The sequence below is a fragment of the Xanthomonas protegens genome (assembly GCF_038442435.1).
Lineage (GTDB): Bacteria > Pseudomonadota > Gammaproteobacteria > Xanthomonadales > Xanthomonadaceae > Xanthomonas_A > Xanthomonas_A sontii.
Genome location: NZ_JAQJCQ010000005.1, coordinates 249,421 through 270,924, shown reverse-complemented (window position 1 = coordinate 270,924; position 21,504 = coordinate 249,421). Strand labels below are relative to the sequence as shown.

The 21,504-nt window shown below is 68.6% G+C and carries 19 protein-coding genes; 11 read left to right on the top strand and 8 right to left on the bottom strand.

The window, feature by feature from the left end; translation table 11 throughout:
• Positions 1-17: 17 nt before the first annotated feature.
• From lptD to PIQ37_RS08480, 6 genes are all read left to right on the top strand, one after another.
• The gene (lptD, locus tag PIQ37_RS08505; protein ID WP_342073122.1) at positions 18-2,363 is read left to right on the top strand and encodes an LPS-assembly protein LptD; all 2,346 of its coding nucleotides are present in this window, start codon (positions 18-20) and stop codon (positions 2,361-2,363) included.
• Positions 2,360-3,721 carry a peptidylprolyl isomerase gene (locus PIQ37_RS08500; RefSeq protein WP_342073121.1) on the top strand — a complete coding sequence of 454 codons (1,362 nt, stop codon included), beginning with the start codon at positions 2,360-2,362 and terminating at the stop codon, positions 3,719-3,721. Before lptD ends, PIQ37_RS08500 begins: the two co-directional genes overlap by 4 nt.
• Before the next feature lie 3 nt (positions 3,722-3,724).
• The gene (gene pdxA / locus PIQ37_RS08495) at positions 3,725-4,702 is read left to right on the top strand and encodes a 4-hydroxythreonine-4-phosphate dehydrogenase PdxA (RefSeq protein WP_342073120.1); all 978 of its coding nucleotides are present in this window, start codon (positions 3,725-3,727) and stop codon (positions 4,700-4,702) included.
• 129 nt (positions 4,703-4,831) lie between these two features.
• Positions 4,832-5,626, top strand: coding sequence for a 16S rRNA (adenine(1518)-N(6)/adenine(1519)-N(6))-dimethyltransferase RsmA (rsmA, locus tag PIQ37_RS08490; protein WP_342073119.1), 795 nt, complete (start codon positions 4,832-4,834; stop codon positions 5,624-5,626).
• Between the two features lie 314 nt (positions 5,627-5,940).
• Complete coding sequence (gene apaG, locus PIQ37_RS08485) at positions 5,941-6,324, top strand: Co2+/Mg2+ efflux protein ApaG (RefSeq protein ID WP_010340000.1); 384 nt, start codon at positions 5,941-5,943, stop codon at positions 6,322-6,324.
• The gene (locus tag PIQ37_RS08480; protein WP_407136605.1) at positions 6,324-7,244 is read left to right on the top strand and encodes a symmetrical bis(5'-nucleosyl)-tetraphosphatase; all 921 of its coding nucleotides are present in this window, start codon (positions 6,324-6,326) and stop codon (positions 7,242-7,244) included. Before apaG ends, PIQ37_RS08480 begins: the two co-directional genes overlap by 1 nt.
• A gap of 131 nt (positions 7,245-7,375) precedes the next feature.
• On the opposite strand, the gene PIQ37_RS08475 is transcribed toward PIQ37_RS08480, so the two are convergent.
• The 8 genes from PIQ37_RS08475 to PIQ37_RS08440 form a co-directional block, all read right to left on the bottom strand.
• Positions 7,376-7,918 (bottom strand): dihydrofolate reductase, encoded by a 543-nt coding sequence (locus PIQ37_RS08475; RefSeq protein ID WP_342073118.1) that lies wholly within the window; start codon positions 7,916-7,918, stop codon positions 7,376-7,378.
• A 65-nt stretch (positions 7,919-7,983) separates the two neighbouring features.
• A complete protein-coding gene (locus PIQ37_RS08470; RefSeq protein WP_342073117.1) occupies positions 7,984-8,778 on the bottom strand; it encodes a thymidylate synthase in 795 nt (264 codons plus the stop codon).
• The gene (lgt, locus tag PIQ37_RS08465) at positions 8,775-9,683 is read right to left on the bottom strand and encodes a prolipoprotein diacylglyceryl transferase (protein ID WP_342073116.1); all 909 of its coding nucleotides are present in this window, start codon (positions 9,681-9,683) and stop codon (positions 8,775-8,777) included. Before lgt ends, PIQ37_RS08470 begins: the two co-directional genes overlap by 4 nt.
• A gap of 705 nt (positions 9,684-10,388) precedes the next feature.
• A complete protein-coding gene (locus PIQ37_RS08460; RefSeq protein ID WP_342073115.1) occupies positions 10,389-10,880 on the bottom strand; it encodes a TPM domain-containing protein in 492 nt (163 codons plus the stop codon).
• The gene (locus PIQ37_RS08455; RefSeq protein ID WP_342073144.1) at positions 10,880-11,767 is read right to left on the bottom strand and encodes a TPM domain-containing protein; all 888 of its coding nucleotides are present in this window, start codon (positions 11,765-11,767) and stop codon (positions 10,880-10,882) included. Before PIQ37_RS08455 ends, PIQ37_RS08460 begins: the two co-directional genes overlap by 1 nt.
• A gap of 123 nt (positions 11,768-11,890) precedes the next feature.
• A complete protein-coding gene (locus PIQ37_RS08450; RefSeq protein ID WP_048490470.1) occupies positions 11,891-12,523 on the bottom strand; it encodes a LemA family protein in 633 nt (210 codons plus the stop codon).
• Positions 12,524-12,597: 74 nt separating this feature from the next.
• On the bottom strand, positions 12,598-13,347 hold the full coding sequence (locus tag PIQ37_RS08445; protein WP_010342213.1) for a TerC family protein: 750 nt from the start codon (positions 13,345-13,347) through the stop codon (positions 12,598-12,600).
• A 39-nt stretch (positions 13,348-13,386) separates the two neighbouring features.
• Entirely contained in the window at positions 13,387-13,767 is a 381-nt protein-coding gene (locus PIQ37_RS08440) for a diacylglycerol kinase (RefSeq protein ID WP_010342212.1), read from the bottom strand.
• 188 nt (positions 13,768-13,955) lie between these two features.
• On the opposite strand from PIQ37_RS08440, the gene PIQ37_RS08435 reads away from it, so the two are divergent.
• The 5 genes from PIQ37_RS08435 to PIQ37_RS08415 all read left to right on the top strand — a co-directional run bounded on the left by PIQ37_RS08435 (position 13,956) and on the right by PIQ37_RS08415 (position 21,462).
• A complete protein-coding gene (locus PIQ37_RS08435; RefSeq protein WP_342073114.1) occupies positions 13,956-14,672 on the top strand; it encodes an SGNH/GDSL hydrolase family protein in 717 nt (238 codons plus the stop codon).
• A 109-nt stretch (positions 14,673-14,781) separates the two neighbouring features.
• Positions 14,782-15,465, top strand: a complete 684-nt coding sequence (locus PIQ37_RS08430; protein ID WP_342073113.1) for a response regulator transcription factor — start codon at positions 14,782-14,784, stop codon at positions 15,463-15,465.
• The gene (locus tag PIQ37_RS08425; protein ID WP_342073112.1) at positions 15,443-16,852 is read left to right on the top strand and encodes a HAMP domain-containing sensor histidine kinase; all 1,410 of its coding nucleotides are present in this window, start codon (positions 15,443-15,445) and stop codon (positions 16,850-16,852) included. Before PIQ37_RS08430 ends, PIQ37_RS08425 begins: the two co-directional genes overlap by 23 nt.
• A 235-nt stretch (positions 16,853-17,087) precedes the next feature.
• Positions 17,088-20,300 carry an efflux RND transporter permease subunit gene (locus tag PIQ37_RS08420; RefSeq protein WP_342073111.1) on the top strand — a complete coding sequence of 1,071 codons (3,213 nt, stop codon included), beginning with the start codon at positions 17,088-17,090 and terminating at the stop codon, positions 20,298-20,300.
• Positions 20,290-21,462, top strand: a complete 1,173-nt coding sequence (locus PIQ37_RS08415; protein WP_342073110.1) for an efflux RND transporter periplasmic adaptor subunit — start codon at positions 20,290-20,292, stop codon at positions 21,460-21,462. Before PIQ37_RS08420 ends, PIQ37_RS08415 begins: the two co-directional genes overlap by 11 nt.
• Positions 21,463-21,504: the final 42 nt, after the last annotated feature.

Sequence of the window (21,504 nt, the reverse complement as noted above, 5' to 3'; positions counted from 1 at the left end):
CCCGATACCTGACGCGCGTGCGCCGAACCCTTCGCCTGCTCCCTCTTCCGTTCAGTATCGCCCTCTGCCTGCCGGCAGTGGCGGCTGAAAAGCCGCCGAACTGGGGCCTGTGCCCGACCCCGGACGTGCTGCCCAAGTTCGACGATGCGCAGCAGCCGGATCCAAAGCTGGCGCAGAACCGCGAGCAGCAGCCGACCAATATCGAAGGCGATCAGCTGTCGGGCACCACCACCATCCCCAACTACACGGGCAACGTCGCGCTCAAGCGCGGCGACCAGTTCATGGGCACGGACAGCCTGCGGGTGGACACCGAGACCGGCAACTACATTGCCGAGGGTCACGTGCGCTACCAGGATTCGTCGATCCGCATGATCGCCGACCGCGCCGAGGGCAATCAGGACACCGACACCCACAAGATCACCAACATCCGCTACCAGCTGCTGGCCCGACGCGGCAACGGCAAGGCCGACTCGGTCGACCTGCAGGGTGCGCTGGGGCAGATGCATCGCTCCACCTACACCACCTGCGACCCCTCGCAGCGGGTATGGGAACTGCACGCGCCGGAAATCGACGTCGACAACGACGAAGGCTTCGGCACCGCGCGCAACGCGATCCTGAAGATCTACAACTTCCCGATCCTGTACGCCCCCTGGTTCAAGTTCCCGATCGACGATCGCCGCAGCAGCGGTTTCCTGTTCCCGGCGATCGGCATGTCCAGCCGCAACGGCTTCGACTACACCCAGCCGTACTACCTGAACCTGGCACCCAATTACGACGCCACGCTGTATCCGCGCTTCATGGCCCGACGCGGCATGATGCTGGGCAGCGAGTTCCGCTATCTCTACGACGGCGGCAAAGGCGAACTGCAGGCCGCGTACCTGCCGGACGACAAGTTGCGCGACAAGGATCGTGGCCGCTTCGAGTACCAGGGCTACCACAACATCAATGCCCAGTGGCAGGCGCGCGCTTCGTTGGCCTGGGTCAGCGACGAACGCTATACCGAGGACTTCTCCAACCGTCTGCTCGGCAATGCGGTGTCCAATATCCAGAGCACGATCGGCGTCTACGGTACCGGCGAGACCTGGACCGCGGGCGTGATGGCCGACCGCTGGCAATTGACCGACTACACCCTGACGGAAGACGCGCTGCCGTACAACCGCCAGCCGCGTGCTTTTTTCAACTGGGACCAGTCGTTCGGCAACTACTTCGAAGCCGGCCTGTACAGTGAAGCGGTGCGCTTCGTGCACGACGACGTTCATGCCAAGGACGCGCTATACGAGCGCACCGGCGTCGTGTCCGAGCGCCCCGGCGGCGCCCGCCTGGATCTCAAGCCCTACATCTCGATGCCGCTGGCCGGCGCCGCCTGGTTCCTCAAGCCGACCCTGGCCTGGCGCTACACCGCCTATCAGTTGGACAAGGACCTGGCGGCCACCCTCGGCGGCGACACCACGCCCTCGCGCAGCCTGCCGATCGCCACGGTCGATGCCGGCGTGTATTTCGACCGCGACGCCAAGTTCGGCAATACCAACTATCTGCAGACCCTGGAACCGCGGCTGTTCTACCTGTACACGCCGTACCGCGACCAGAACGACCTGCCGATCTTCGATACCCGCGAGTTCACCTTCAGTTGGGGCCAGTTGTTCCGCGATTCGCGCTATACCGGAGCCGACCGCCAGAACGACGCCAACCAGTTGACGATGGCGCTGAGTTCGCGCCTGCTGCGCCAGGACGACGGCAAGGAGAAGCTGTCGGTCAGCCTCGGCCAGATCCTGTATTTCAGCGATTCGCGGGTCAGCCTGCCCAACAGCGACACCACGATCGAGCAGGGCAAGTCGGCCTGGATCGCCGACGCCAACTACATGCTCAACGACCGCTGGACCATGGGCGCCACCTACCAGTGGGATCCCAAGTACCACCGCAAGGACCTGGCAAGCTTCCGCACGCGCTATCTGCTGCCCGGCGACGGCATCGTCAACTTCACCTACCGGTTCCGGCGTGATCTGCTGGAGCAAGCAGACGTGTCGTTCCTGTACCCGATCAATCCGACCTGGAGCGTCGTTGGCCGGCACTACTACTCGCTGATGGACAAGAAGCCGCTGGAAAGCATCCTCGGCGTGCAGTGGGACAGCTGCTGCCTGGCGGTGCGGGCGCTGGCACGGCGCTACGTGCGTAACCGCACCGGCGCGCTGGATACCGCCTTCCAGATCGAGTTCGTGCTCAAGGGGCTGTCGTCCCTGGGCCAGGACACGGACCGCGTTCTGCGCCGTGCTATTCTCGGCTACAACCGCGACGACCTGTACTTGGTCCCGCCCAGCAACACCACGACCGATCCGGACGCTTACGATCCGAACCAGATTCCATGACCAAGACCCTTTCTGTTTTTCTCGCCGCCCTGGTGGCGATCGCCGGCGTGTCCGCTCCGGCCGCCGCGCAACAAACCCAACCGCTGGACCGCATCGCCGCGGTGGTCGACGAGGATGTCGTACTGCAGAGCGAGCTGGATCGTGCCGTGCGCAACGTGAAGGCGCAGTATGCCGGCCGCGAGGCGCAGCTGCCGCCGGATAACGTGCTGCAGCGGCAGGTGCTGGAGCGCCTGGTGCTGGTCAAGCTGCAGGTCGCGCGCGCCAACAGCACCGGCATCCGTGTCGGCGACGACGAACTGAACCGCGCCATCGCCAGCATCGCCCAGCAGAACGGCACCGACGTGGACGGCCTGCGCAAGAAGCTGGCCGCCGACGGCATGTCCTACACCGACTTCCGCAACTCGGTGCGCGACGAAATCACCGTGCAGCGCCTGCGCCAGAGCTTTGCGCAGAGCCGCATCAACGTCAGCGAGGCCGAAGTCGACGCGGCGCTGGCGCAGCAAGCCACCACCGGCACCCAGTACCACCTGGCGCACATCCTGGTCGGCCTGCCGGAAGGCGCCACCGCCGAGCAGATCAAGACCGCCCAGGGCAAGATCGACGGGGTCAAGAACCTGATCGACAAGGGCGAGATCGACTTCAACGCCGCGGCGGTGCGCTACTCCGACAGCCCCAACGCGCTGGAAGGCGGCGACCTGGGCTGGCGCAGCCTGGACGAGATCCCCAACGCGTTCGCGCAGCTGATCCGCGACATGAAGCCGGGCCAGGTCGCCGGCCCGCTGCGCGGCCCCAGCGGCTTCCAGTTGCTGAAGCTGGTCGAAGTGCGCGACGCCTCGGCCAATCCGGAAAAGAAGACGGTCACCGAGTACCACGCCCGCCACATCCTGATCCGGGTCAACGATGCGCAGCCCGACGCGGCCGCCAAGGCCAAGATCGAGACGCTGCGCGCACGCATCGCCGGCGGCGCCGACTTCCAGGCCGTGGCCAAGGAAGCGTCGGAAGACACCAATAGCCGCAGCCAGGGTGGCGATCTGGGCTGGTTCCCGGCCGACGCGTTTGGCCCGGACTTCGGCCAGCACGTCGCCAGCCTCCAGGACGGCCAGATTTCGCAGCCGTTCCGCACCGAGGCGGGTTGGCACATCGTGCAGCGCGTCGCCGAGCGCCAGACCGACGTGACCAGCGATACCCAGCGCGCCCAGGTCCGCGAGACCATCGGCCGCCGCAAGCTGGAAGAGGAATACAACCGCTTCCTGCAGGAAATGCGCGGCGAAGCCTACGTCGACCTGCGCGTGGGCAACACCGACGCCGCCACTGCGCCGGCGGCCACGCCCGCGCCGGCGCCCGCCGCCAAGCCCTGATCCATGCGCCCCTCGCTCGCGCTGGTGCCGGGCGAGCCGGGCGGGATCGGCCCGGAGCTGTGCGTGCGGCTGGCGCAACAGCCGCGCCACGACTGCCAGCTCCTGGCCTTCGCCGATCCCGACACCTTGCGCGCCGCCGCCGCGGCGCTGTCGCTGCCACTGCAGCTGCTGCCCGAATCCAGCCCCGCCCTCGCCCCTGGCGATCTGCGCCTGCGCACGGTCGCCAATGCCGTGCCAAGCCGATTTGGCGCGACCGAACCGGCCAACGCGGCCGCGGTGATCGCCGCACTGACCCAGGCCGCCGATGCCTGCCTGAGCGGGGAACTGGACGGCGTGGTGACCGGCCCGGTGCACAAAGCGGCGATCAACGCCGGCGGCATCGCCTACACCGGCACCACCGAACTGCTGGCCCAACACGCCGGCCGCGAGGTGGTGATGATGCTGGCCAACGCCATCGTGCGCGTGGCCCTGGTCACGACCCATCTGCCGCTGCGCGCCGTCGCCGATGCGCTGACGCCCGCCCTGCTGGAACGCAGCCTGCGCATTACCGAAGCCGCGCTGCGCCGCGAATTCGGCATCGCCGCGCCGACCATCGCGGTGCTGGGGCTGAACCCGCATGCCGGCGAGGACGGTCATCTGGGCCGTGAGGAGATCGAGGTGATGCAGCCGCTGCTGGACGCCTTGCGCGCGCAGGGCATGCGCCTGCTCGGCCCGTTGCCGGCCGATACAGCGTTCCTGCCGCAGAAGCTGGCGACCGTGGACGCGGTGCTGGCGATGTACCACGACCAGGGGCTGCCGGTACTCAAGTACAGCGGCTTCGAGCAGGCGGTGAACCTGACCCTGGGCCTGCCCTACCCGCGGGTGGCGGTGGACCACGGCACCGCACTGGAGCTGGCCGGCCGCGGCGTGGCCGACTCGTCCAGCCTGTTCGCTGCCACTGCGCTGTGCGCGCAACTGGCGACGCGCCGCGCGCAGTCCTAGGCGCATCTCCGGGTGGCGTTCGCGATCTGCCGCAACCAGGCCACTCCCGGTGATGCCGGTCGCGGCTGAAGCCGCTCCTGCGTCACTGCAAGCGCGCGCCGCCCCGCGCATGCCGATAAACTGCCCGCCATGACTTCCTCTTCCGGCTTCGGCGCCCCGGCCAAGAAATCCCTTGGCCAGCACTTCCTCAGCGACCGCCACTACATCGACAGCATCGTCCGCGCGGTCGATCCCAAGCCGGGCGACCGGCTGGTCGAGATCGGCCCCGGCCAGGGCGCGATCACCTTCCCGCTGCTGCGCCGGCACGGCCAGCTGACCGTGATCGAATTCGACCGCGACCTGATCGCGCCGTTGACCGCTGCGGCCGCCGACGTCGGCGAACTGACCATCCTCAACCGCGACGTGCTGTCGGTGGATTTCGCCGCCCTGGCCGAGGGCGCGCGCATCCGCCTGGTCGGCAACCTGCCCTACAACATCTCCTCGCCGATCCTGTTCCATGCGCTGGACCACGCCGCGGCGATCGCCGACATGCACTTCATGCTGCAGAAGGAAGTGGTCGACCGCATGGCCGCCGACCCGGGCAGCAAGGTCTACGGCCGGCTCAGCGTGATGCTGCAGGCCTACTGCGAGGTGACCTCGCTGTTCGTGGTGCCGCCGGGCGCGTTCCGGCCGCCGCCGAAGGTGGATTCGGCGGTGGTGCGGCTGGTGCCGCGGCCGCCGCAGACGGTGGGCATCGCCGATCCGAAGCGCTTCGCCGACGTGGTCCGCGCCGCATTCGGGCAGCGCCGCAAGACCCTGCGCAACGCCTTGAACGGTGTCTGCGATGCCGCGCAGTTCGAGGCCGCGGGCGTGCGTCCGGACGCGCGCGCCGAGCAGCTCGAGGTCGGCGACTTCGTGCGCCTGGCCAACCTGCCCCTGGCCTGACGCGCCTGCGCCGCTCCCGCGGCGCCGGGCGCTCCACGAGCATGGAGGCGTGGCATCGATGCCGGCATCGACACGCCTCAGAGCGGCATTTGGACATAGCGACGACGCCTTTGCCGTCTGCTAATAAGACGCGCGAACGTCGACCTCGCACGCCACGCTCCGCCTTCCCGCAAGCCGACCGCCCGCGGCGCGAAGCCGCTCCACGCGGCGCGCCTGGGCCGTGGACAAGGCCGCTGGCGCATGCCACCCGCTTCGCAACGCGAACCGCTCACGCATCTCGCCTCAAACGGCAAAACACGCTCTAAACTGTGGGGATGAACGATGACGCCCCCTATCGGATCGAGGTCGAAGTGTCGCCCCGATTCCTCGACGACCAATCGGCGCCGGAGGACGGACGCTACACGTTCGCCTACACGATCCGCATCCACAACCGCGGCCGCGTCGCCGCACGCCTGATCGCCCGCCACTGGGAGATCACAGACGGCAACGGCCGCATCGAACGCGTCGACGGCGATGGCGTGGTCGGCGAACAACCGCGGCTGCGCCCGGGCGAGGATTTCCGCTACACCTCCGGGCTGGTACTGGAGACCGAGCACGGCACGATGCGCGGCCACTACGACATGGAAGCCGACGACGGCACCCATTTCATCGCCGCGATCGCGCCGTTCGTGCTGTCCGTCCCGCGGACCCTGCACTGATGGCGGTCTGGGCGATCGGCGACCTGCAGGGTTGCTACGACATCACCCAGCAGTTGCTGGAGAAGATCCGCTTCGATCCGGCGGTGGACCGGCTGTGGTTCTGCGGCGACCTAGTCAACCGCGGCGGGCAATCGCTGGAGACCCTGCGCCTGGTGCACTCGCTGCGCGAACACAGCGTGGTGGTGCTGGGCAACCACGATCTGTCGCTGCTGGCGATCGGCGAGCGCAGCCCGGACGAACAGCGCAAGGTCAATCCGGACCTGCAGCGCATCGTGCTGGCCGAGGACCGCGACGAGCTGCTGACCTGGCTGCGCATGCAGAAGCTGCTGCACGCCGACCGCCAGCTCGGCTGGATGATGATCCACGCAGGGCTGGCACCGAAGTGGACCACCGCGCTGGCAGAAAAGCACGCGCGCGAAGTCGAGCAGCAGCTGCACGGCAACGGCTACCGCAAGCTGTTCCGCAACATGTACGGCGACCGCCCGGCCTGGTCGCCGGGCCTGACCGGCTACGACCGTTCGCGCGCGATCATCAACCTGTTCACCCGCGCCCGCTACTGCACCCCGCGCGGGCGCATCGCGATCGAGGAAAAGGGCACGCCTGGCACCCAGGCGCAGGGCCTGTATCCGTGGTTCGAGGTACCGGGGCGGGTCGAGCGCGACCTGAAGATCGTCTGCGGACACTGGTCGACGCTGGGTCTGACCATCACCCAGGGCGTGCACGCGATCGACACCGGCGCGGTCTGGGGCGGCAAGCTCACCGCATTGCGCCTGGACAGCGAGGACCTGCAGGTCGTGCAGGTTCCTGGCCGGCCGGTGCAGGGACCGCCGCCGGCAGCGCGCACCGGCACGCCGCGGCGGCGCAGCGCACCGAACCGTGGACAGCAGGCGCCGGCTGCGGCTGCGCCCGAGCAGGAGTGAGGTCTCACGCGCTACGTGTGATGTCGTAGGAGCGGCTTTAGCCGCGATGAGCTTCCCCGGTAACGCCCGTCGCGGCTAAAGCCGCTCCTACGGCAATCCAGGCGGTTGCGCCGGCATCCGCCAACCGATCCTTACACCGCACCAGCCCGGCGCCGGTAATCCACGAATTCGAAGGCCAGCGCATGCCGCGCATCGGCCAGATGCGCCTGCCGCGCCACCACCTCCCACTGCGCCGGATCGAACGCGGGGAAATGCGCATCGGCGCCGTCGACCACGGTGTCGACATGGGTCAGGTACAGCACCTCGGCCAACGGCAGGGTCAGGGCGAAGATATCGCCGCCGCCGATCACCGCCAGCTCCGCAGCGCCGGCCTCGCGCGCCGCGTCGATCGCCGCCTGCAGCGACGCCACTGCCTGCATGTCCGCGAACGGCACCTGCCCGGAACGGGTCATCACCAGGTTCAGGCGCCCGGGCAGCGCGCGCCCCAGCGACTGCGCGGTCTTGCGCCCCATCAGCACCGGCTTGCCCAGGGTCAGCGCCTTGAACCGCTTCAGATCGTCCGGCAAGCGCCACGGCAGATCGTTGTCGCGGCCGATCGCATTGGCCCGGTCCAGCGCCGCGATCAAGGAAATCCGGGGCCCGGGACCCGGGACCCGGGACTCGTCGCTCCGCATCTGCTCAGATATCGCTGCCTGCGCTTCCCCCGGGTCTCGGGTCCCGGGGCCCGGGTCCCGACCCTTCATACCGCCACCGGCGCCTTGATCGCCGGATGCGGGTCATAGCCCTCAATGGCGATGTCGTCATAGGTGAAGGCGAACAGGTCGGTGACCGCCGGATTCAGCCGCAGCTGCGGCAACGGCCGCGGCGTGCGCGTCAGTTGTTCGCGCGCCTGTTCGAAGTGGTTGGAATACAGGTGTGCATCGCCCAGCGTGTGCACGAAATCGCCCACGCCCAGGCCGGTGGCCTGCGCCACCATGTGGGTCAGCAGCGCGTAGCTGGCGATGTTGAACGGCACGCCCAGGAAAATGTCGCCGCTGCGCTGGTACAGCTGGCAGCTGAGCTTGCCGTCGACCACGTAGAACTGGAACAGGCTGTGGCACGGCATCAGCGCCATCTGCGGCAGTTCGGCCACGTTCCAGGCGCTGATCACCAGCCGCCGCGAATCCGGATTGCGCTTGATCTCGTCCACCAGCCACTGCATCTGGTCGATCTCGCGACCGTCGGCACCGGTCCAGCGTCGCCACTGCTTGCCGTACACCGGGCCGAGTTCGCCCTGCGCGTCGGCCCACTCGTCCCAGATGCTGACCTTGTTGTCCTTGAGATAGGCGATGTTGGTCTCGCCTTTCAGGAACCACAGCAGCTCGTGCACGATCGAGCGCAGGTGCAGCTTCTTGGTGGTGACCAGCGGGAAGCCGTCGTTGAGATCGAAGCGCATCTGCCAGCCGAACACGCTGCGCGTGCCGGTGCCGGTGCGGTCGGATTTCTCCGCGCCGCGCTCCAGCACGTGCTGCAGCAATTCCAGGTACTGCTTCACTTGCTCACCTCCGGCGGCGGCACCGGCTGCAGCACCGGCGCGCTGCGCGAGCGCCACAGCAGGAACAGGCCGAGCAGGATCAGCGGGATGCTCAACTGCTGGCCGCGGGTCAGCCAATGGAACGCCAGGTAGCCGAGTTGCGCATCCGGCACCCGCACGAATTCCACGGCGAAGCGAAACACGCCGTACAGCAGCGCGAACAGGCCGGACACCGCATAGCGCGCGCGCGGCTTCATCGAGAACGTCCACAGCACCACGAACATCACCAGCCCTTCCAGCGCCGCTTCGTACAACTGCGACGGATGGCGGGCATAACGATCGAGCAGGCCGGCGGCGTATTGCTGCTGCAGTTGCGCGGTGCTCATCAGACTTTCCAATGCGGGGGCGTTGGCCACCCCGTCCTGCATCGGCGCGTGCGGGAAGATCACGCCCCAGCCGGCGTGGGTCAACTTGCCCCACAACTCGCCGCCGACGAAATTGCCGACGCGACCAAAGCCCAGGCCCAGCGGCACCAGCGGCGCGATGAAATCGACGGTGTCGAAGAAATGCAGGCGCGCCTTGCGCGTCCACCACAGGCAGGCCGCCAGCACGCCCAACAGGCCGCCGTGGAAGCTCATGCCGCCGTCCCACACCTTGAAGATCAGCAGCGGGTCGGCCAGGAAATCGGGCAGCGCGTAGAACAGCATGTAGCCGATGCGCCCGCCCAGCACCACGCCAAGCATCGCGTAGAACAGCAGGTCGGAGAAACCGTCCTCGTTCACCCCGGGCAGGCGCCCGGCGCGGATGCGGCGGCGGCCCAGCCACCAGGCCGAGATGAAGCCGGCCAGGTACATCAGCCCGTACCAATGCACCTTCACCGGCCCGAACGAGAAGGCGATGGGATCGATCTGGTGGAGATAGGTCATGCGCAAGCGTCGGCCGGGGGCAAAGAGTGCCTATTCTGCCACTGACTCCGCTAGTTGCCGCGACTGCGGACGGCGCGGCGGGGTGGCGCTTCATCTGCTGGCAGGCGCACGGACCTGCCGACTGACCTCAAGACACATGCGCAGCCCAGACGCCATGTACCCCCTCCTTTGTGGGAGCGGCCCATATGGCCTCCAGGCCATCAGCTGCGACGAGCAGAGCCATCGGGTTCACTCCGACACTATCGCGTCGTGACTGAAGTCCCTCCCACAACACCACAGCATCCCGCCGATGCAGGAGCAGCCATTGCCCCAATGTGGGAGCGGCTTCAGCCGCGACGAGCATAACCATCAGTCCCCAGCCCGCCACTATCGGATCATCGGATCGGGACTGAAGTCCTTCCACAACACCGCTGCATCCCGCCGATGCAGGAGCAACCATCGCCCCAATGTGGGAGCGGCTTCAGCTGCGACGAGCAGAGCCATCAGGCTCCAGTCCGGCGCTATCGCCGCGTCGGGACTCAAGTCCCTCCTACAACGCCACCGCATCGTGCCAACTCACGAGCGGCCATTACCAATGTAGGAGCGGCTTCAGCCGCGACGAGCACAGCCATCAGGCCCCAGCCCGGCGTTATCGCGTCGGGACTGAAGTCCCTCCCACAACTCCGCCGTCTGTGCTTGCAGCGCAAACCCACCACGGCAGCACACTCAGTCCAGCACCTGCGGCAGGTTCGGCAATTCGTTCTCGCCCGGTTGGCCCGACTGCACCGGAAAGTGCGCGGCCAGCAACGCGGACACCGCGCCGACGCCCGCAATCACCGCCTGTTCGGGTTGGCCCGCACGCATGTCGCGCTCGATCAGCGTGCAGACCTGGCGCCATTGTGCGGCGTCCACCCGCCCGTGCAGTCCACGGTCGGCGACGATCTCGATGTGGTGATCGGCCAGCAGCAGATAGATCAGCACGCCGTTGTTGGCCTCGGTATCCCAGGTGCGCAACTGCGCGAACGCCTGCTCGGCGCGCAGCCGCGGCGCCATGCCGCTCAGCACCTGCGCCGGCGCCAGCCCCGATTCCACCGCGAACATCACCTGCCCGCGGTGCAAGCGCTCGCCCTCTGCGATCGCCGCGCCGATGCGCTCCAGGCTGGCTGCCGGGAACAGACGCTGCGCGGACGGCGCGAACAGGTGCCGGAGCAGGCGCATCACCAGCTCCCCGAGGCGCCACCGCCTCCGGAACTGCCACCGCCACCGCCCCAGCCGCCTCCGCCGAAGCCGCCTCCGCCGCCACCCCAACTACCGCCACCGCCGCCCCAGCCACCGCCGAAGCCGCCGCCACCCCAGCCGCCCCAACCGCCGCCGCCCGCCGAACGGCCCGGTGCGATTCCGACGAACAGGCCCAGCAGCAGGCCGATCGCGCCGGTCAGCGCACCGACCAACAGCGACAGGCTCAGCAGCAGGCCGACGCCGCCGCCGACCACGCCGCTCAGCACGCCGCGCACCGGGCGCGACAGCCGCGCGAACAGCACCTGCGCGATCAGCGCCGCGAACAGGCCGGCGAAGAACCCGAATCCCAGGCCGCCGCCGCGCGAGGCCGAGGCGTGCGCGCTGACCGGCGCCGGCAACGCCTCGCCGTCGATCAGCTTGACCAGCATCGCGGTCGCTTCGGAAATCCCGCCGCTGTAGTCGCCGGCGCGGAAGCGCGGCACCAGGTACTCCTGGATGATGCGGTTGGCTGTGGCGTCGGGAATCGCGCCTTCCAGGCCATAGCCGGGCTGGATGCGCACGCGCCGGTCGTTCTTGGCCACCACCAGCAGGACGCCGTCGTCCACGCCCTTGCGGCCGAGCTTCCACTGGTCGAACACGCGCTGGGTGTATTGCTCGATGCTCTCCGGCGCGGTGCTGGGCACCACCAGCACCTGCAGCTGGCTGCCCTTGCGCTGCTGCAACTGCACCGCCTGCCGGTCCAGCTCCAGGCGCTGGTTCGGTGTCAGCGTGCCGGTGGTGTCGACCACCGGCGCATCCAGCGGCGGGATCGGCGCCTCGGCCTGCGCCCAGGCCAGCCAGGGCAGCAGCGCCAACAGCAGCACCAGCCAGACGCCGGCGAGCCGGCGGCGAAATGCACGGCGAGCGGCGCCACGCGACGCCGCCGATGCGGCAGCGCACTCAGCCACCACCGATGTGGAACGCACGGTCACGCCGGCCCGCGGCGGCGCTTAATGCGCCGGCGCCGGCTGCTGCGGCTGCTGCGGCGCGGACGCCGGCTGGCCGCCGAAGTTCACCGCCGGCGCCTCGGAAATCTGCGCTTCGTTCTCCACCGAGAAGTTGGGCTTCTCCTTGTAGCCGAACAGCTTGGCGGTGAGCACCTGCGGGAAGGACAGGATGTAGGTGTTGTAGTCCTGCACCGCCTGGATGTAGCGGCCGCGCGCCACGGTGATGCGGTTCTCGGTGCCTTCCAACTGCGCCTGCAGGTCGCGGAAGGCCTGGTCGGACTTGAGGTTCGGGTAGTTCTCGCTGACCACCAGCAGCCGCGACAGCGCGCTGGACAGCTGGCCCTGCGCCTGCTGGAACTGCTGCAGCGAGGCGGCGTCGTCGGCATTGACCTGCACCTGGCCGACGCGGGCGCGGGCGTTGGTCACGTCGGTCAGCACCTGCCGCTCCTGGTCGGCATAACCCTTGACCGTGTTGACCAGGTTCGGCACCAGGTCGGCGCGGCGCTTGTATTGGTTCAGCACTTCCGACCAGCCGGCCTTGACCGCCTGGTCCTTCTGCTGGATCGCGTTGTAGCCGCAGCCGGACAGCAACACCGCCAGCGCGGCCAGGAACAGGGAGCGGGACAACAGGCGCATGCGAGGACTCCGGCGGATGACTGCGCGCAGCTTGCCACGCCGCCGGTGAAAACGCAGCCGACCTCAGTGGTGGCTCACCACTTCCCGGCGCCGGGCACCTGGTGCGCGGCCGCGCGGCGGCGCATCAGCAGGTTCAGCCACTCCACCAGCACCGAGAAGCCCATCGCCGCGTAGATGTAGGGCTTGGGCACGTGCACGTCCAGGCCGTCCAGGATCAGCACCACGCCGATCATCAGGATGAAGGCCAGCGCCAGCATCTTCACCGTCGGGTTGGCGTCGATGAAACGCCCCAGAGGGTTGGCCGCCAGCAGCATCACCGCCACCGCCAGCAGCACCGCGGCGATCATCACCGGGATGTGCTGGGCCATGCCCACCGCGGTGATCACCGAATCCAGCGAGAACACGATGTCGATCACCGCGATCTGCGCGATCACCATCCAGAACACGCCCGAGGCCTTGCTGGTGGTGGGGTCTTCGTCCTCGCCGCCGGTGATCAGCTCGCGGATCTCCATGGTGCCCTTCACCAGCAGGAACAGGCCGCCGACGATCAGCACCAGGTCGCGGATCGAGATGCCCATGCCGGCGACGCTGAACAGCTCGCCCTGCATGCGTGCCAGGAACGCCAGCGATACCAGCAGCGCGATGCGGGTCAGGCACGCCACCGCGATGCCGAACTTGCGCGCGGCCGGTCGCTGCGCTTCCGGCAGCTTGCCCACCGCGATGGAGATGAACACCAGGTTGTCGATGCCCAGCACGATCTCCAACGCACTCAGCGTCAACAGCGTCAGCCAGGTGTTGGGGTCGGCGAGAAACTCGAGGGCCATGGCGTCGGATCCTTTAACAGAAGAAGAAACGGGCGGCGATCACAGCAAGCGCGGCAGCAGGATCAGGCCCCAGCACAGCACCACGTTGGCCAGCATCACGAAGACCGCGGCCGAGCCCATGTCCTTGGCGCGGCCGGCCAGTTCGTGATGCTCGGGGCCGTAGCGCTCGATCACCGCTTCGATCGCCGAATTGAGCAGTTCCACCGCCAGCACCAGCAGCAGCGAGCCGATCATCAGCACCTGCTGCACGGGCCCCTGCCCCAGCCACAGCGCCAGCGGCGCCAGGATCAGGAACAGGCACACCTCCAGGCGGAACGAGGACTCGTGCAGCCAGGCCGCGCGCAGCCCCTGCCACGACCAGCGTGCCGCCATCAGCATGCGGCGCGGGCCACGCGGCAGATGCCCGAACTGGTCGGCCACGGCTCAGCCCCGCCCCAGGGAACGGGGACGCGACGACGACGGCCGGAAGGAATCGGTCATGGGCAAGGCGCAGCGGGATAGGCGGCAATTTTGCCACAAGCCCCGCGGCACCGCCGGCATTGCCACGGATTTGCCTGCATGCGGCACCTGCGGCACCATCGCCGATCCCCTTGCTTCGAGGAGGCGTCATGCCCCGTTCGCCGCTGCGCGCACCGCTGCTCGCCCTGAGTCTGTTCAGCCTGTCCCTGCTGGGCCTGTCGCCGGCACTGGCGCTCACCCCTCCCCCACCTCCCAGCGTGCCCGACCAGGTCTCCAATGCGGCCTGGGAAGAAGACATGGCGCGCTTCGCCAAGGACGATGCCGCGCATCCGGTCAAACCCGGTGGCGTGCTGTTCGTCGGCAGTTCCTCGATCCGCTTCTGGACCTCGCTGGCCACGGATTTTCCGGGCGTGCCGACGCTCAACCGCGGCTTCGGTGGCTCGGAGATCCGTGACAGCACCTGGTATGCCGACCGCATCGTGGTGCCGTACAAGCCGCGCCTGATCGTGTTCTACGCCGGCGACAACGACCTCAACAGCGGCCGCAGCCCGCAGCAGGTGCGCGACGACTTCGTAGCCTTCGTGACCCGCGTGCATCGCGACCTGCCCAAGACCCGCATCGTCTATCTGTCGATCAAGCCCAGCCCCTCGCGCGCGGCGCTGATGCCGAAGATGGCCGAGGCCAACGCGCTGATCCGCAAGGCCGCTGCCGGCCTGAAGCAGGTGCAGTTCGTCGACGTGTACACGCCGATGCTGGGCGCCGACGGGCAGCCGCGCGCCGAGCTGTTCGGCCCGGACAAGCTGCACATGAACGCGGCCGGCTACGCGCTGTGGCGCGACACCCTGCGGCCCTACCTGAGCCCCTGACACGCCGATGAGCGGCCTTGCGCGCCTGCATGAAGACCGGGGGCGTGCCGGCGCGGCCAGCACGCGCCGGCAGTCGCGCGTCGCCGTCTCCGGCCTGGAGTAAGCCCGGATGCCCAGGGCCCTGGTCATCGAAGACGATGAAGTGACCGCCCGCGACATCGTCGCGGAACTCGGCGCGCACGGCTTCAGCGCCGACTGGATCGCCGACGGACGCGACGGCCTGCAGCGCGCGCTGGCCGATGGCTACGACATCATCACCCTCGACCGCATGCTGCCGGGCATGGATGGCATCGACGTGGTGTCCGAACTGCGCAAGCATGCGGTGCAGACGCCGGTGCTGATGATCAGCGCACTCTCCGAGGTGGACGAGCGCGTGCGCGGCCTCCGTGCGGGCGGCGACGACTACCTGACCAAGCCGTTCTCGCCCGACGAACTGGTCGCGCGCGCCGAAGTGCTGGTGCGCCGCCACCGCAGCGCGAACGCGCCCGAAACCCGCCTGCGCGTGGCGGACCTGGAACTCGACCTGGTCCGCCACAACGCCTTGCGCAACGGCCAGCCGCTGACCCTGCTGCCCACCGAGTTCCGCCTGCTCGAATTCCTGATGCGCAACGCCGGCCAGGTGGTGACGCGACAGATGATCTTCGAGCATGTCTGGGGCTTCCATTTCGATCCGGGCACCAACGTGATCGACGTCCACATCGGCCGCCTTCGCCGCAAGATCGACGGCAACGGCCAGCCGCCGCTCATCCGCACGATGCGCGGCTCGGGGTATGTCCTTGGTCCCGCTGAGTGACGCCTGGCGGTCGGCCACCTCGCGGCTGATCCTGATCTACGGGTCGCTGTTCGCGATCTGGTGCATCGTGCTGCTAGGCATCGTGCAGTGGGAGTCCACCCGCTACCTCTCGCACGTGATCGACCAGATGCTGGTCGCGCGCATCCATTACCTGGAACATACCGACCCCAGGCGCCTGGCCGACACGGTGGGCCAGGCCAACGCCATCGACATCCAGGGCTTCATGTGGGTCGGCCTGTTCGACGCGCAGGGACGCCGCATCGCGGGCAACATCGCCGAGGTGCCCCGGGACATGGCCGCCGATGGCAGCGTCGGCGTGGTCAACGCCACGCTGATCGGCAGCGGGCGCAGCGGCCAGACCCGGGCGCGCGGCATCGCCCGGCAACTCCCGGACGGCCGTCGCCTGGTCGTGGCGAAGGCCAGTACCGTGATCGACGGACTGACCGCGATCATCTACCGCGGACTGCTGTGGGGCCTGTCGTTGACCCTGCTGCCCGGCGTGCTCGGCGGCCTGCTCATCGCGCGCGGCCCGGCCCGACGCATCCGCGCCATCCAGCAGGCCATGCAACCCATCCACCGTGGCGATCTCAGCGTGCGCCTGCCGGTGTCCCGGCGCGGCGACGAGGTGGATCTGCTGGCGGCCACGGTGAACAGGACCCTGGGCGAGGTCGAGCGCCTGCTCGGCGAAGTGAAGGGCGTCACCGACAACATCGCCCACGACTTGCGCACCCCGCTGACGCGCATGCGCACGCGCCTGCACCGGCTGCAGCAGCAGTTCGCCGACCGCCCGGAAGGCGCGCAGCTGGACGAATGCGTGGGCGAGATCGACACCGTGCTGACCCGCTTCCGCGCGCTGCTGCGCGTGTCGGAACTGGAAGACCGCCAGCGCAGCGCCTGCTTCTCGACGATCGACCTCGCGCCTCTGCTGCACGAGGTCCACGCCTTCTACGCGCCCCTGGCCGAGGACCGCGGCCAGACCTTCGACCTCGCCCTGGAGCCGCTGCCGGCCGTGCACGGCGATCGGCACCTGCTGTTCGAGGCGCTGGCCAACCTGGTCAGCAATGCCATCAAATTCACGCCCGACGGCGGAACGATCCATCTGCGCGCAGGCACCGACCAGGACGGCAACGCCCGTCTCGAGATCGCCGACAGCGGGCCGGGCATCGCCCCCGACGAGCGCCAGACGATCTTCCGCCGGTTCTACCGCGTCGACCAGACGCGCGCCAAGCCCGGCTGCGGGCTGGGCTTGGCGATCGTCAGCGCCATCGTGCGCCTGCACGGCTATACGCTGCAGGTGGGCGGCGACGCGCGCGGGGCGGTGTTCTCGCTGCTCTGCCCGCCCGCCGCGGCCACGCCGTCCGCGGGCTGCGCGCCCCGCCCTGCCTGAAACGGGGCACACCCGGTCCGCCGTCGCACGCCTCTCTCCACCTGCCCCCGCGCGCGCCCCGGCAGCGCCGGACACGCGGCTTGCGGCGCATGCCGCGGCCGGCGTACAAGTCGTTGAACCATCGAGCGTTTGCGGCCCCGGGACGGATGTCTAAATAAATCTTAATGCGGCCAGCAAGCGCGCCGCAGGCAGAATTCGCCGCGACGCAACATTCGCGCACGGAACCACTCCTCCAATGATTGGCCTTGTCCGGATCGCACTGACGCGACCGTATACCTTCGTCGTCCTGGCCCTGCTGATCCTGATCGTGGGTCCGCTCGCCGCATTGCGCACGCCTACCGACATCTTCCCGGACATCAAGATCCCGGTGATCGCCGTGGTCTGGCAGTACAACGGCCTGCCGCCCGACCAGATGGCCGGCCGCGTCAGCTCGCCGTTCGAACGCGTGCTCACCACCACCGTGAACGACGTCGAGCACACCGAGGCCACGTCGATCCAGGGCTTCGGCATCATCAAGATCTTCTTCCAGCCCAACGTCGACATCCGCACCGCCAACGCGCAGGTCACCGCCGTCGCGCAGACCATGCTGCGGCAGTTGCCGCAAGGCACCACGCCGCCGCTGATCCTCAACTACAACGCCTCCACGGTGCCGATCATCCAGTTGGCCCTGTCCGGCAAAGGGCTCACCGAGCAGAACCTGGCCGACCTCGGCCTCAACATCATCCGTCCGCAGCTCACCTCGGTGGCCGGCGCGGCGATCCCGTATCCGTTCGGCGGCAAGACCCGCCAGGTGCAGATCGACATCGATCCGCCGGCGCTGCAGGCGCGCGGCCTCTCGGCGCAGGACGTGGCCAACGCGCTGGCGGCGCAGAACCTCATCACCCCGGTGGGCACGCAGAAGATCGGCAAGTACGAATACACGCTGCAGCTCAACAACGCACCGTCGGACATCCAGGAACTGGGCAACCTGCCGGTGAAGACGGTCGACGGCGCCACGGTGTTCATCCGCGACGTGGCGCATGTCCGCGACGGCGCGCCGCCGCAGACCAACATCGTGCACGTCAACGGCGACCGCTCGGTGCTGATGACGGTGATGAAGAACGGCTCGGCCTCGACGCTGGCGATCATCGCCGGCATCAAGGACCGGGTCGCGGCGATGAAGGAGGCGCTGCCGCCGGACCTGCGCATCGTTCCCATCGGCGACCAGTCGCTGTTCGTGAGCGGCGCGATCGAGGGCGTGGCGCGCGAGGGCGTGATCGCCGCGGCGCTGACCAGCCTGATGATCCTGCTGTTCCTCGGCAGCTGGCGTTCGACGCTGATCATCGCCATCTCGATCCCGCTGGCGATCCTCGGCTCGATCGCCGCGCTGTCGGCGATCGGCGAGACGCTGAACATCATGACCCTGGGCGGCCTGGCGCTCGCCGTGGGCATCCTGGTGGACGACGCCACGGTGACCATCGAGAACATCAACTGGCACCTGGAACAGGGCAAGTCGGTGGAGACGGCGATCCTGGACGGCGCCTCGCAGATCGTGACGCCCGCCTTCGTCTCGCTGCTGTGCATCTGCATCGTGTTCGTGCCGATGTTCTTCCTGGAAGGCGTGGCGCGCTTCCTGTTCGTGCCGATGGCCGAAGCGGTGATGTTCGCGATGATCGCGTCGTTCATCCTGTCGCGCACGCTGGTGCCGACCATGGCCAAGTACCTGCTGCGTCCGCATGCGCCGCATACCGACATGCACGGCGACGGCCATGGCCAGCCGCCCTCGCGCAATCCGCTGGTGCGCTTCCAGCGCGGTTTCGAAAAGCGCTTCGAGCGGCTGCGCGCCGGCTACTACGCCCTGCTCGAGACCGCGCTGCTGCGCCGCAGGATGTTCGTGCCCGGCTTCATGCTGTGCGTGGCGCTGTCGTTCCTGCTGCTGCCGATGCTCGGCCGCAACTTCTTCCCGTCGGTGGATTCGGGCCAGATCCTGATGCACGTGCGCGCGCCGGTCGGCACCCGCGTCGAGGAAACCGCGCACCTGTTCGCCGACGTGACCGGCGCCGTGCGCAAGCTCATTCCGCCGCACGATCTGGCCGGCATCGTCGACAACATCGGCCTGTCGTCCTCGGGCATCAACAACGCCTACAACAACACCGGCACCATCGGCTCGCAGGACGGCGACATCCAGATCGCGCTGAGCGAAGGCCACGCGCCCACCGCCGACTACGTGCGCACGCTGCGCCAGACCTTGCCGCGGCAGTTCCCGTCGGTGGTGTTCTCGTTTCCGCCGGCCGACATCATCAGCCAGATCCTGAATTTCGGCGCGCCGGCGCCGGTGGACCTGCAGATCCGCGGCCCGAACCTCGCCGCCAACTTCGCCTATGCCAACCGCCTGCTGCGCGAGATCCGCCGCGTCCCGGGCGTGGCCGACGCGCGCATCCAGCAGTCGCAGTCCAGCCCCGGCTTCGCGGTGAACGTGGACCGCAGCCTCGCGCAACAGGTGGGCATCACCGAGCGCGACGTCACCAGCAGCCTGGGCGTGAACCTCGCCGGCTCCAGCCAGATCGCGCCGACGTTCTGGCTGAACCCGCAGAACGGCGTGTCGTATCCGATCGTGATGCAGACGCCGCAGTACAGCCTCGACAGCCTGCCCGACCTGCAGAACGTGCCGATCAGCCCCAGCGCGGGCCAGGGCGGCGCGCAGAGCCTGGGCGGGCTGGCGACGCTGTCGCGGACCGCGACCAATGCGGTGGTCAGCCAGTACAACATCAATGCGACCGTGGACATCTTCGCCTCGCCGCAGGACCGCGACCTGGGCGCGGTCGCGGCCGACATCCAGAAGATCCTCGACGCCGACCAGAAGTTCCTGCCCAAGGGATCCAGCACGGTGCTGCTCGGCCAGGTGCAGACGATGAACAAGGCGTTCGCGGGCCTGATCTTCGGCCTGCTCGGCGCGATCGTGCTGATCTACCTGTTGATCGTGGTCAACTTCCAGTCGTGGAGCGATCCGTTCGTGATCGTGACCGCGTTGCCCGCGGCGATCGCCGGCATCGTCTGGATGCTGTTCGCCACGCACACCACCCTGTCGGTGCCCGCGCTCACCGGCGCGATCATGTGCATGGGCGTGGCCACCGCCAACTCGATCCTGGTGGTCAGCTTCTGCCGCGAGCGCCTCGCCGAGCACGGCGACGCGGCGAAGGCGGCGCTGGAAGGCGGCTTCGTGCGCTTCCGCCCGGTGCTGATGACCGCGCTGGCGATGATCATCGGCATGGCACCGATGGCGCTGGGCCTGGGCGAAGGCGGCGAGCAGAACGCGCCGCTGGGCCGGGCCGTCATCGGCGGTCTGATCTTCGCCACCGTCAGCACGCTGTTCTTCGTGCCGATCGTCTTCAGCCTCATCCACCGCCGTGGTTCCCAGCCGTCCTCGCCGACGGCACACGCCTCCGGAGCGTCCCCGCATGTCGCCTGATCTGTCGCCCCCCGTTTCGCCGCGCCGTCTCCGCCTGGCCGGCGTCATTGCCTTGATCGTGGTCCTGGCCATCGTCGTCGCCGGCATCGCCACGCGCGCCGGCGACGCGCAGCGGCTGCGCGCCTGGACCGACGACCAGGCGGTGCCGACGGTCACTGTGGTGACCCCGGACACCGAGCAGGGCGCCGGCGTGCTCAACCTCCCCGGCCGCCTGGAAGCGTATGCCCGCGCGCCGATCTTCGCCCGGACCAGCGGCTACCTGAAATGGTGGAAAGCCGACATCGGCGCCAAGGTGAAGGCCGGCGACGTGCTCGCCGAGATCGAAACGCCCGACCTGGACCAGCAGTTGCTTCAGGCCAAGGCCGACCTGGCCAACGCCCGCGTCAACGCCGCCCTGGCCCAGACCACCGCCAAGCGCTGGCAGACCATGGGCCAGACCGAAGTGGTGTCGAAGCAGGCGGTGGACGAGAAGAACGGCGACTACGACGCCAAGCGCGCCCTTGCCCAGTCCGCACAGGCCAACCTCGAACGCCTCGAAGCGCTGAAGGGCTTCGCCAGGCTGGTGGCGCCGTTCGACGGCACCGTCACCGCGCGCGAGACCGATGTCGGCGCGCTGATCAACGCCGGCGGCGGCGGCCAGGAACTGTTCGTCGTGTCGGACACGCACAAGCTGCGCATGTACGTGAACGTGCCGCAGAGCGATGCGCCGTCGGTGCGCGCCGGCAGCAAGGTGACGCTGACCGTGCCGGAGTATCCGGGGCAGACCTTCAGCGGCGTCGTCGACAGCGCGTCGGGGGCGGTCAACGCCGCCTCGGGCACCACCCTGGTCCAGGTCGCCGTGGACAATCAGGACGGCCGGCTGATGCCGGGCGGCTACGCCAGCGTGCGCTTCGATCTGCCGGCCGACGCGAAGCTGGTGCGGGTCCCGGCGAGCGCGCTGGTGTTCGACGACAAGGGCCTGCGCGTGGCGGTGGTCGACGCGCACGACACGGTCGCCTTCAAGCCGGTGACCATCGCCCGCGACTTCGGCAAGACCGTGCAGCTCGGCTCGGGCATCGCCGCCGGCGACCGCCTGATCGAAAGCCCGCCGGACGGCCTGACCGACGGCGACAAGGTGCGCATCAGCGCGCCGAAGGCGGATGGCGGACACCCAAAGGCGTGAATACGACCGGCCGGCGGCCTCCTGAAGAACGCCGGCCATTGC

Bases quoted from the DNA above. Each gene is read 5' to 3' on its own strand.
- PIQ37_RS08500 (WP_342073121.1), top strand. From the start codon at position 2,360: ATGACCAAGACCCTTTCTGTTTTTCTCGCCGCCCTGGTGGCGATCGCC.
- pdxA (WP_342073120.1), top strand. From the start codon at position 3,725: ATGCGCCCCTCGCTCGCGCTGGTGCCGGGCGAGCCGGGCGGGATCGGC.
- rsmA (WP_342073119.1), top strand. From the start codon at position 4,832: ATGACTTCCTCTTCCGGCTTCGGCGCCCCGGCCAAGAAATCCCTTGGC.
- apaG (WP_010340000.1), top strand. From the start codon at position 5,941: ATGAACGATGACGCCCCCTATCGGATCGAGGTCGAAGTGTCGCCCCGA.
- PIQ37_RS08480 (WP_407136605.1), top strand. From the start codon at position 6,324: ATGGCGGTCTGGGCGATCGGCGACCTGCAGGGTTGCTACGACATCACC.
- PIQ37_RS08475 (WP_342073118.1), bottom strand. From the start codon at position 7,918: ATGCGGAGCGACGAGTCCCGGGTCCCGGGTCCCGGGCCCCGGATTTCC.
- lgt (WP_342073116.1), bottom strand. From the start codon at position 9,683: ATGACCTATCTCCACCAGATCGATCCCATCGCCTTCTCGTTCGGGCCG.
- PIQ37_RS08460 (WP_342073115.1), bottom strand. From the start codon at position 10,880: ATGCGCCTGCTCCGGCACCTGTTCGCGCCGTCCGCGCAGCGTCTGTTC.
- PIQ37_RS08450 (WP_048490470.1), bottom strand. From the start codon at position 12,523: ATGCGCCTGTTGTCCCGCTCCCTGTTCCTGGCCGCGCTGGCGGTGTTG.
- PIQ37_RS08445 (WP_010342213.1), bottom strand. From the start codon at position 13,347: ATGGCCCTCGAGTTTCTCGCCGACCCCAACACCTGGCTGACGCTGTTG.
- PIQ37_RS08435 (WP_342073114.1), top strand. From the start codon at position 13,956: ATGCCCCGTTCGCCGCTGCGCGCACCGCTGCTCGCCCTGAGTCTGTTC.
- PIQ37_RS08430 (WP_342073113.1), top strand. From the start codon at position 14,782: ATGCCCAGGGCCCTGGTCATCGAAGACGATGAAGTGACCGCCCGCGAC.
- PIQ37_RS08425 (WP_342073112.1), top strand. From the start codon at position 15,443: ATGTCCTTGGTCCCGCTGAGTGACGCCTGGCGGTCGGCCACCTCGCGG.
- PIQ37_RS08420 (WP_342073111.1), top strand. From the start codon at position 17,088: ATGATTGGCCTTGTCCGGATCGCACTGACGCGACCGTATACCTTCGTC.
- PIQ37_RS08415 (WP_342073110.1), top strand. From the start codon at position 20,290: ATGTCGCCTGATCTGTCGCCCCCCGTTTCGCCGCGCCGTCTCCGCCTG.